Annotated in this window: 8 protein-coding genes, 1 tRNA gene and 1 pseudogene; 6 read left to right on the plus strand and 4 right to left on the minus strand. The window is 63.7% G+C overall.

Translation table 11 applies throughout. The features are described from left to right. The first annotated feature begins 7 nt into the window (after positions 1-7). The 4 genes from fdhE to BUA36_RS01095 all read left to right on the plus strand — a co-directional run bounded on the left by fdhE (position 8) and on the right by BUA36_RS01095 (position 4,429). Entirely contained in the window at positions 8-1,009 is a 1,002-nt protein-coding gene (gene fdhE / locus BUA36_RS01080) for a formate dehydrogenase accessory protein FdhE (protein WP_072780650.1), read from the plus strand. After that, complete coding sequence (gene selA, locus BUA36_RS01085) at positions 1,006-2,430, plus strand: L-seryl-tRNA(Sec) selenium transferase (RefSeq protein ID WP_072780652.1); 1,425 nt, start codon at positions 1,006-1,008, stop codon at positions 2,428-2,430. Before fdhE ends, selA begins: the two co-directional genes overlap by 4 nt. Further along, entirely contained in the window at positions 2,427-4,322 is a 1,896-nt protein-coding gene (selB, locus tag BUA36_RS01090) for a selenocysteine-specific translation elongation factor (protein ID WP_072780653.1), read from the plus strand. The genes selA and selB overlap by 4 nt, the downstream gene beginning before the upstream one ends. Before the next feature lie 11 nt (positions 4,323-4,333). Next, positions 4,334-4,429, plus strand: a tRNA-Sec gene (locus BUA36_RS01095). Here the strand turns inward: BUA36_RS01095 and BUA36_RS01100 are convergent. Next, on the minus strand, positions 4,414-5,127 hold the full coding sequence (locus BUA36_RS01100) for an alpha/beta fold hydrolase (RefSeq protein WP_072780655.1): 714 nt from the start codon (positions 5,125-5,127) through the stop codon (positions 4,414-4,416). The two genes, BUA36_RS01095 and BUA36_RS01100, sit on opposite strands and share 16 nt — an antisense overlap. Before the next feature lie 142 nt (positions 5,128-5,269). Here BUA36_RS01100 and BUA36_RS01105 point away from each other — a divergent pair, with 142 nt between their 5' ends. Beyond that, positions 5,270-6,925, plus strand: coding sequence for a methyl-accepting chemotaxis protein (locus tag BUA36_RS01105; protein ID WP_084559934.1), 1,656 nt, complete (start codon positions 5,270-5,272; stop codon positions 6,923-6,925). Here the strand turns inward: BUA36_RS01105 and BUA36_RS01110 are convergent. Beyond that, positions 6,922-7,503, minus strand: a pseudogene (locus tag BUA36_RS01110) (MBL fold metallo-hydrolase); the annotation flags it as partial. The gene BUA36_RS01105 and the pseudogene BUA36_RS01110 overlap by 4 nt on opposite strands. Positions 7,504-7,592: 89 nt before the next feature. Between BUA36_RS01110 and BUA36_RS01115 the strand changes: the two are divergent. Beyond that, positions 7,593-9,005, plus strand: coding sequence for a c-type cytochrome (locus BUA36_RS01115; protein WP_072780659.1), 1,413 nt, complete (start codon positions 7,593-7,595; stop codon positions 9,003-9,005). 42 nt (positions 9,006-9,047) lie between these two features. Here BUA36_RS01115 and BUA36_RS01120 read toward each other — a convergent pair whose 3' ends face one another. Both BUA36_RS01120 and BUA36_RS31490 read right to left on the minus strand, forming a co-directional pair. After that, positions 9,048-9,437, minus strand: a complete 390-nt coding sequence (locus BUA36_RS01120) for a DUF29 family protein (RefSeq protein WP_072780661.1) — start codon at positions 9,435-9,437, stop codon at positions 9,048-9,050. 3 nt (positions 9,438-9,440) lie between these two features. Beyond that, positions 9,441-9,716, minus strand: coding sequence for a DUF29 domain-containing protein (locus BUA36_RS31490; RefSeq protein ID WP_072780663.1), 276 nt, complete (start codon positions 9,714-9,716; stop codon positions 9,441-9,443). Positions 9,717-9,726: the final 10 nt, after the last annotated feature.

Raw genomic sequence — 9,726 nt, forward strand, 5'->3', positions numbered from 1 at the left:
GATTTTTTTGGTACAACGCTTGTTAGAACCAGGCGAGATCGAAACCCTCGATCACACCGCCATACCTCGTCTGCTGCTCCCCGAAGCACGCAGTCTGTTTACAGCACGCGCCACACGGCTGCGCCAGTTGGCAAATAATCAAATCAAAGGCATTCCCGTTGGCGAAACGCTAAGCGGCTACCTGAACATGATGGCAGCCCTGGTGGATGCACAGGCAGCAGTGATCCGTACGCTGCCGCCGGAGACGTTTGCCCTGCCCGATGCGGCGGGCATCCAGATGGCGATCGATCATCACATGCCGCCGCTACCCGTCAGCGGCCAGCGCCCGCCGACGTGGCGCCGTGTGTTTGACGCCATCCTCGATCAACTGGACTCGCTAGCAGCAAGCCAGCCGCAATTGGCGGTGGTGCTGGCGGAATTGCGCTCGCTCGACACCGCGCAACTGGAAGGCTGTGCTGATGCGGTGCTGGCCGAGCTGACGGAGGGCGTGCATCCGCTGCATGCGCCGTTTGTGGCGGCGGCCCTGCAAGTGATGTGGACCATGCGCGCCAGCCAGCTGGAGGCGCCGCGCGTGCAGCCGCTGGTGACCAATACCTTGTGCCCGGTGTGCGGCTCGCATCCGGTGGCCAGCGTAATCCGCATCGGCGGGCAGTCGCAGGGCTATCGCTACCTGCAATGCGCGTGCTGCTCCAGCGAGTGGCATATGGTGCGCGTGAAGTGTTCGTGCTGCGAAAGCACGTCGAACATCGCTTACCAGAGCATCGAGCCGGAAGGCGGCCTGCCAGCGCCGGCGGAGCCAGTCAACAAAGCCAACGATCCAAGCAAGGTAGCGCGCGCCGAGACCTGCGATGACTGTCATACGTATCGCAAGATCTTCAACCAGGAGCATGACTTCTACGTCGATCCACTGGCTGACGATCTGGCCAGCCTGGCGCTGGACCTGCTGGTCGGCGAGGCCGGCTACGCGCGTGCCAGCGGCAACCCGCTGTTGTGGTTCAACGCGGAATGAACACGTCGTCCGCCACCGCGCCGGCAGGCGCAATCCGCCTCCCCGCCGTCCACCTGATCCTGTCGGACGCGGGCTGCGAGGCGCTGATTGCCGAATATGGCCGCGTGCAGACGCTGGAAGGCGCCCGCGCGCTGCTGGCCGAGCTGCGCGCCAAGCTGCTGGCTGACCGCGATGGCGGCGACACCAGCATTCCGGCTTTGCTCGCCATGCTGTCTGCCCGCCTGCGCGAGCAAAATGCATCGCCGCTACGTCCGGTCTTCAACCTGACCGGCACGGTGCTGCACACCAATCTGGGCCGCGCGCTGCTGCCCGACAGCGCAGTGCAAGCCGTGGTTGACGCCCTGCGCTGGCCGATGAACCTCGAATGGGACATCGACACCGGCAAACGCGGCGACCGCGACAACCTCATTGAAGACCTGCTGCTGGAACTGACGGGCGCCGAAGCCGCGACCATCGTCAACAACAACGCCGCCGCCGTGCTGCTGATGCTGAACACGGTCGCACTGAACAAGGAAGTCATCGTCTCGCGCGGCGAGCTGGTGGAAATCGGCGGCGCCTTCCGCATCCCCGACGTGATGACCCGCGCCGGCGCTGTGCTGCGCGAAGTGGGCGCCACCAACCGCACCCATCTCAAAGACTACGACGAAGCCGCCGGTCCGCAAACCGCGCTGATGATGAAGGTCCACACCAGCAACTACGCCATCACCGGCTTCACCAAGAGCATCGAGCTGGATGAACTGGCCCCGCTAGCCAAGAAGCACAACATCCCGCTGGCCGTGGACCTTGGCAGCGGCACGCTGGTCGACCTGGAACAATACGGCCTGCCGCACGAAACCACCGTACGCGAGACCATCGAAGGCGGCGCCGACCTGGTCACATTCAGCGGCGACAAGCTGCTGGGCGGGCCGCAATGCGGCATCATCGTCGGCCGCAAAGACCTGATCGCGCAGATCAAAAAGAATCCGCTCAAGCGCGCCCTGCGCGTCGGCAAACTGACGCTAGCCGCACTGGAACCGGTGCTTGCGCTCTATCGTGCACCGGACCTGCTGCCGGAACGCCTGACCACACTCAAGCTGCTGACGCGTCCCGCCGCCGACATGCGCGCGCAGGCGCAGGCCATCCTGCCGTTGCTGCAAGCCGCGCTGGGCGCTGGCTATGTCGTCACTGATGAAGCGATGATGAGCCAGATCGGCAGCGGCGCCCTGCCCGTCGACCAGTTGCCCAGCTACGGCCTGGTGGTACGGCCTGCCGCCGAGGGCCGCATCAGCAACGCATTGGGCGTGCTGGAACAACGCCTGCGCGCGCTGCCACTGCCCGTCATCGGCCGCGTCGCGCAAGACGCGCTGTGGCTCGACCTGCGCTGCCTGCAGGACCACCAGCAGCAGCGCTTCATTGAACAACTGGGCCAGCTCGCAGCATGATCGTCGGCACCGCTGGCCATATCGACCATGGCAAAACCACGCTGACGCGCGCCCTCACCGGCGTCGATACCGACCGCCTGAAAGAAGAGAAGGCGCGCGGCATATCGATTGAACTGGGCTACGCCTACACGCCGCTCGGCGACGACGTGCTGGGCGTGATCGACGTGCCCGGCCACGAAAAGTTCATCCGCACCATGGCGGCAGGCGTCACCGGGATCGACGCCGCCCTGCTGGTGATTGCCGCTGACGATGGCATCATGCCGCAGACGCTGGAGCACCTGGCCATCCTGCGCCTGCTGGGCGTGAAGCGCGGCGCCGTGGCCGTGACCAAGATCGACCGCGTGGATGCCGACCGGCTGGAGCAGCTGGAAGCCGAGATCCACGCGCTGCTGGCGCCAACCGATTTCGCCGGCGCGCACATCTTCCGCACCAACGCCACGGCCGAAGGCGACGTCGGCGTCAAGGCGCTGCTGCAACATCTGGCGCAGATGTCCGCGACACTGCCGGCCAACGATGAGCGCCGCCTGTTCCGCCTTGGCGTCGACCGCGTATTCACCCTGGCCGGCCAGGGCACCATCGTCACCGGCACCGCGCTGGCAGGCAGTGTGCGCGTGGGCGACACGCTGCAACTGGCGCCTGGCGGCCAGCAGGTGCGCGTGCGCAGCATTCATGCGCAGAACCGTGCGGCGGAGGTGGGGCGGGCCGGCCAGCGTCTGGCACTGAATCTGAGCGGTGCGGCAAAAGAAGACATCACGCGCGGCACATGGGTGGTCGCGCCTGCGCTGGGCGAGTGTTCGGAGCGCATCGATGTCGAACTGACCTTGACGCCAGACTGCGGCCTCACACTCAAGCCATGGTCGCCAGTGCATGTGCATTTGGGCGCGGCCCATCACACGGCCAATGTGGTGATGCTGGAGGGCGACGTGCTGGCGCCCGGCCATACCAGCCGCGTGCAGCTGGTGCTGGACGCGCCCGTGCATGCCGTGCCCGGAGACCGCTTCGTGATCCGCAATGCACAAGCCACTGCCACCATCGGTGGCGGCATGGTGCTTGATCCCTTCGGACCGGCGCGCAAACGGCGCAGTGCGGCGCGCACGGCGTGGCTGGATGCGCTGGCGGCTTACATCGCCAATGGCGACATCGGCGCCCTGCTCGCGCGTGGTCCGCTGGGTTTGCGCATGTCCACGCTAGTGCGCCTGTCACAACTGCCGGCGCTGCAAATCAGCGCGCCCGCCGGCACGCTGGAAGTCGCGCTGCAAGGCGGCGACAAACTGTTGATCGCTACCGCCGAAGTGCAGGCGCTGCAGACACGCATTCTGGCAGCGCTGGCCGAATTCCACGCACGCGCACCGGACGATGCCGGGCCGGAGCTTTGGCGATTGAAGCGCATCGTCGCACCGGACATGGAAGACCGTCTGTGGAGCCGCCTAATTGAAACCCTGTTGGCCAGCGGCGAGATCAAACAACGCGGCCGCAGCTTGCACCTGCCAACCCATAGCGTGGAACTGAGCGCCGAAGAACAGGCGCTGGCCGCACCGCTGATGGCGTCCTTGCTGGCGGGCGGCTTCGATCCGCCATGGGTACGCGATCTGACGCTCGAGCATGCGATGCCGGAAGCGGAGGTAAGGCGCCTGCTACTCAAACTCGCCAAGACGGGAGAGCTGAACCAGGTGGTGCCGGATCTGTTTTATCATCCGCAGCGGCTGGATGAACTGGCGCAGCTGGTCGCCACGCTGGACGAAGTACAGGCTTCATCGTTCCGCGACGCGACCGGCCTCGGACGCAAGCGCGCCATACAGATATTGGAGTTCTTTGACCGCGTCGGCTATACTCGGCGGGTCGGCAATGTGCACCTGATACGGCCCAACGCCGTGTGGTCGTACAGCGTTTAAGCAGCACCTACGGAAGGCATACTCATCCGGTGATGGGGCCGGGCTTCAAACCCGGTGGGGGGCGTCAGCCGCTCCCTCGTAAGTTCGACTCCTACTGCCTTCCGCCATTCACCGTAGCCACGACCATGTCGATCGCCGCATCGAAGTCCGCCGGGGTTTCCTGCAGCAGGGACCACATTCGGTTATGTTCGGCGCCTTTCACCACATGCAGCACCCGCGATTCGGCACGGCGCGCGGCATCGACCAGGCGCTCGGGAATCTCCAGCGGGATGGTGGCGTCGTGCTCGGCGGCGATCACCAGCAGACGGCCTTCAAAGTGCGACAGGATCTCCCAGGCATCGCTGTCGCACCAGCTGCGCTCACGGCGGATCACGGCTGAAAAATCAGGGCCAAACGGCACTTCATAGGCGGATGGCGTGTAGACGCCGGGGACCATGAGCACCAGCGCATCCACCTGCTGGCTTTGCGTCAGCCGGATGGCGTTGTACGCGCCCATGCTGGCGCCAAACACGGCCAGCGGCTGCGGCAGCGCGTGCGCCGCAGCGACCGCCGCAGCCTGGCGCGTACGGCTGGCCACCGACGACTGCGCCAGCGTGCCGCCTGTCTCGCCATGGCCGATGCAATCAAAACACACGCTGCCCAAGCCACGCTGCTGCAGCGTGGCGCGCACCAGGCGATGCCCGTGACGGTTGCTCTGGCCCGCGCCATGCACATAGAGGATGCGATTGCTGTCGCGGCCCACATAGTGGTCGGCTTTCAGCGCCATGCCGTCAAACGACACTTCAAATTGAACAATGGTAGACATGGCCCGCAGCCTACCCAAACGCGACAGTTTTGTAAATCCAGGTAAGGAATCGCTAGTTGCTTTGCAGCATTTTTTCTTCAGTGATAAAATGTATTTTAGAAACGAATATTTCTTTTATATAACATTTTAACGCGGAGCTGCCATGAGATTATCCGATATGAAGGTCAGCAACCGGCTGGCCATAGGCTTCGGCGCCACTTTATGCCTGCTGCTGGCAGTCGCCATCGCCAGCTGGATGAGCATACGCCAGACCGCCGCCGATACCGACGCCCTGCTCGCCCAGCAGCTCAGGACCGAACGCCTGGTCACTGCGTGGCGCGGCATCGTGGAAACCAATGTCCAGCGCGCGCTGGCGGCGTCCAAAACCAGCGATCCTGCTGCGCAGAAGATGTTTGAAGACGGCATCGCCACCAGTTCCCGGCGCGCCGAGGACAACCAGCGCCAGATCGTCGAGCTGCTCGATGACGCGCAAGCCAAGGCGCTGTTCGCCACCGCGCAGGAAAAACGCAAGGCCTATCAGGCCGTCCGCAAGCAAGCCTTTGCAGAGAAGGCGGCAGGCAATGTGGACCAGGCCAACCAGATCATCGAGCAGCAGTTCATCCCTGCCGGCGACACCTACGTGGCGGCCATGGGCGCGCTGGTCGATCGCCAGAAGGCCGTGATTGATGAAATCGGCGTGACCATCCATGACCGCAGCGCGGGCTCGGCGTGGATGATTTTTATTCTGAGTACGGCTTCGGTCGTGCTGGCCGTGCTGCTGGGCTGGCTCATCAGCCGCTCGCTGCTGCGGCAGCTGGGTGGTGAGCCGGGCTATGCGGCCGGCATCACGGACCGTATCGCAGCAGGCGACCTGACCGTGCATGTGGACCTGGCGGCCAACGACCGCACCAGCCTGCTGTTCAGCATTGCAGCGATGCGTGATCGCCTGGCGGCTATCGTCAGCGAAGTCCGCCACAGTACGGATGCAGTGGCGACGGCTTCCGATGAAATCGCCAGCGGCAATCAGGACCTGTCTTCGCGCACCGAGCAGCAGGCCGGTTCGCTCGAGGAAACCGCGTCCGCGATGGAAGAGCTGACAGCCACCGTCAAACAGAATACCGAGTTTGCGCGCCAGGCCAATCAGCTGGCAGCCAGCGCCTCGGGCGTGGCGGTGCGCGGCGGTGAAGTGGTGGGCGGCGTGGTATCGACCATGGAAGCCATCAGCGCCTCGTCGCGCCAGATCGTGGACATCATTGGCGTGATTGACGGCATAGCGTTCCAGACCAATATTCTGGCACTGAATGCGGCAGTGGAAGCGGCGCGCGCTGGCGAACAGGGCCGTGGCTTTGCCGTGGTCGCAACGGAGGTACGCAACCTGGCGCAGCGCTCCGCCAGCGCGGCCAAGGACATCAAACAGCTCATCGGCGAATCGGTGGAAAAGATCGCCAACGGCGGCATGCTGGTCGACGAGGCGGGCAAGACCATGGAAGAGATCGTCCACAGCATCCGCAATGTCAGCGAGATCATGGAGCAGATCACGGCCGCCAGCGGTGAGCAGGAAGCCGGCATTGAGCAGATCAACCAGGCCATCATGGAAATGGATGGCGTGACGCAGCAGAATGCCGCGCTGGTCGAGCAAGCGGCGGCAGCGGCCGAATCGCTGCAGGGTCAGGCCGGCAATCTGGCCGAGCTGGTCAGCGTGTTCAAGGTGGACGCCGCGCGGCGGCCGGGCAGCGCCAGCGTAACGCCCATTGCCGCAGCGCGTAGCGGTACGGCTGCGGCATCCGCGCCGGCCCTGCCACGCCTGCGCGCCGGCTAACGCGGGCTTACTGCGCCGCGTTGCGTTCGCTGGTTGAGACGGGCTTTGAGCCCGTCGCGCGAGGCGGCAACGTAGCGCTTGCAGGCGCCGCCGTCGCTAATCAGCGTGCCGCGCGCGGCCTGCTCGCGCAGGGCAGCGGCGTCCGGGTGGGACGCCACCATCACATCGCAGGGCAGACGGCTTAGTGCGGTATAGCTGGCGCCGTAGTTCTGCACGATGCTGCTGTGGGCGCTGAAACGGTAGCCTTCGCTGGCCAGGGGATTGAGGCTGTCGGCAAACACCATCGACGCGCAGCGCCCTTGCTGGCACGCGGTCCATGTCCAGCTGACGCCGCTGATGGTATAGCCCGGCGTGTAGACCGCCGTCACCGCCAGCGGCCCTACCCGCACCGCTTCGCCATCCGCCACCGCCTGGGCGGCGCCAATCTGCGGGAACGGCGACAAGTTCTTGAATTGCGGATCATCCTCCCCGGCCATTCCCTGGCGCAAAGCCTGCACCGATGCCGGACTGGCAACCACAATTGCGCCACTCAGGCGCTGCAACTCCGCAATGCCGCCGGCGTGATCGCCATGCACGTGCGAGTTAAGGAGTCATGAAGCAAGTTGATGAGTTGGTCTGGGACGCAGATTGTACAATGGCCATATCACTCATCCGGGGAAAACAAGCAATGAAAAAGATCGCTCTGCAAGCCGCCGCTATCGGCATGGCGTTCGCCTCCTTTGCCGCAACTGCGGCGCCGGCACAAACCGCCGCACAACTCTATCAAGCCAATTGCGCTGCCTGCCACGGCAGCAAACTGGAAGGCGCGGTGGGTCCGACGCTGGGCGAGCACGCCTGGCTACACGGCGCACCGACCAGGGACAATCTGATCAGGATTATCAGCCAGGGCGTGCCGCAGAAGAATATGCCGGCCTGGTCGCCTGCACTCAGCGCTGCACAGATCGGCATGCTGGCCGATTACATTGCCGCCAATGCGAACAAAAAACTGGCGGCGGCGCCTGCTGCTACGGCTACGACGACGGCGGCAGCCAAGCCGGCGGCGACTGATCTGCTGAGCGGATTCAAGCTGCCGAAAGGCTTCCGCATCAGCGTCTACGCGGATGGTGCGGCGACAGCGCGCAGCATGGCGGTGTCCGATAGCGGCATCGTATATGTCGGTTCGCGCAAGGCCGGCAAGGTGTATGCGCTGGTGCCGCGCGCGGACAAGCAGAGCGCCGAGGTGGTGACCATCGCCGATGGCCTGGAAAATCCCATCGGCGTCACCTTGCTCAATGGCGCGTTGTACGTGGGTGAAATCAGCCGCGTGATCCGCTTTGACGATATCGATAAGCGCTACGCGCAGAAGCCTTCGTATGAAGTTGTCAAGGTCAGCCTGCCCAATGACAAATGGCACGGCGAGAAAGTCATGCGCGCGGGGCCGGATGGCAAGCTGTATATTCCGGTGGGCGCACCGTGCAATATCTGCGATACGGACAGCACCCGCAGCGCCAAGATCTACAAGATGAATGCAGATGGCAGCCAGCTCGAGGAAGTCGCGCGCGGTGTGCGCAACACCGTGGGCTTTGACTTCCATCCAGCCACCAAACAGCTGTGGTTCACGGACAATGGCCGCGATGAGCTGGGCGACAACACACCGTCCTGCGAGCTGAATGTGGTCACCAAACCCAATCAGCACTTCGGCTTCCCGTACTGCCACGGCGGCGTGGTGCCGGATCCGCAGTTTGGCAAGGGCCGTACCTGCGAGGAATTCGAACCGCCAGTGGCTAAGCTGGGACCCCACGTAGCACCGCTGGGCATGAGCTTCTACACCGGCAAGCAATTCCCTGAAATTTACCGCAACAACATCTTCGTCGCCGAGCACGGCTCGTGGAACCGCGAGAACAAGATCGGTTATACGGTCCATCTGATCACGCTGTATAACAGCAAGGTCGTCAGCGACACCGCCTTCATCGACGGCTTCCTGCGCGGCGACGAAGTGGTTGGCCGTCCGGTGGATGTCGTCACGCTGGCCGACGGCTCCCTGCTCGTCTCCGACGACTACGGCGGCCGCGTCTTCCGCGTGACTTACGACGGCAAGTAATTGGTCTGGGAAGAAATCCTGATCCAGCGCCTGCGCCATCGGTCAGAGGCTGGCATCAGGCAAGTCAAAGCAATTGTGTTCACCGGCCACCTTGAGCAGCGCGTCCAGCCAGGCATCTTCCAGCAGTTCGCGGCCGTACAACGACTCCCGCAAACTGGGCATGCGCATCAGCATGCGATGGATGCGCTGACGCTGCAATTCATTCAAACGTTGCCAGAGTTGGCAGCGGTTACCTTCCTGCCCGCGCCATCGCGCGAGGTGCGCCAGCAATTCGGCACACCGGTCACACAGCATATGCTGCCAGCGTGTATTCACGCCGTCGATTTCTTCGGCGACGTGCTGCGCATCAATCAAGGTGTAATCGCCTGACCGCAACCAGAAAGCCTGCTCCTGCGCCCATGCAACAACGTCACGCTCGTATGGGTTAGTCATTTTTCACCCCGGCAAAAATTCCTGAGACAGCACCATCTCAATAGACCACGGCATACAGGCTGGCAAGTCTGGCAAGCCGGTTTCAACGAAGGTACTGGTTCGGGCATGAGCGATCAGCACGTACAAGCGGCTTTGCAGCTCGCGTTTTTCGCTCTTGCCCACATCATCGATCTCCTCTGCGAGGTTGCCAATATCAAGCTGCGACCACTGGCCCGTGCGCAGTAGATGAGCTTGCTGTTCAGCCCAGGCGATGACGTCTTCGTCATAGAGATTGTCCATGGCGTCCTCC

The organism is Duganella sacchari, assembly GCF_900143065.1.
In the GTDB taxonomy this organism is placed as follows: Bacteria; Pseudomonadota; Gammaproteobacteria; order Burkholderiales; family Burkholderiaceae_D; genus Rugamonas; species Rugamonas sacchari.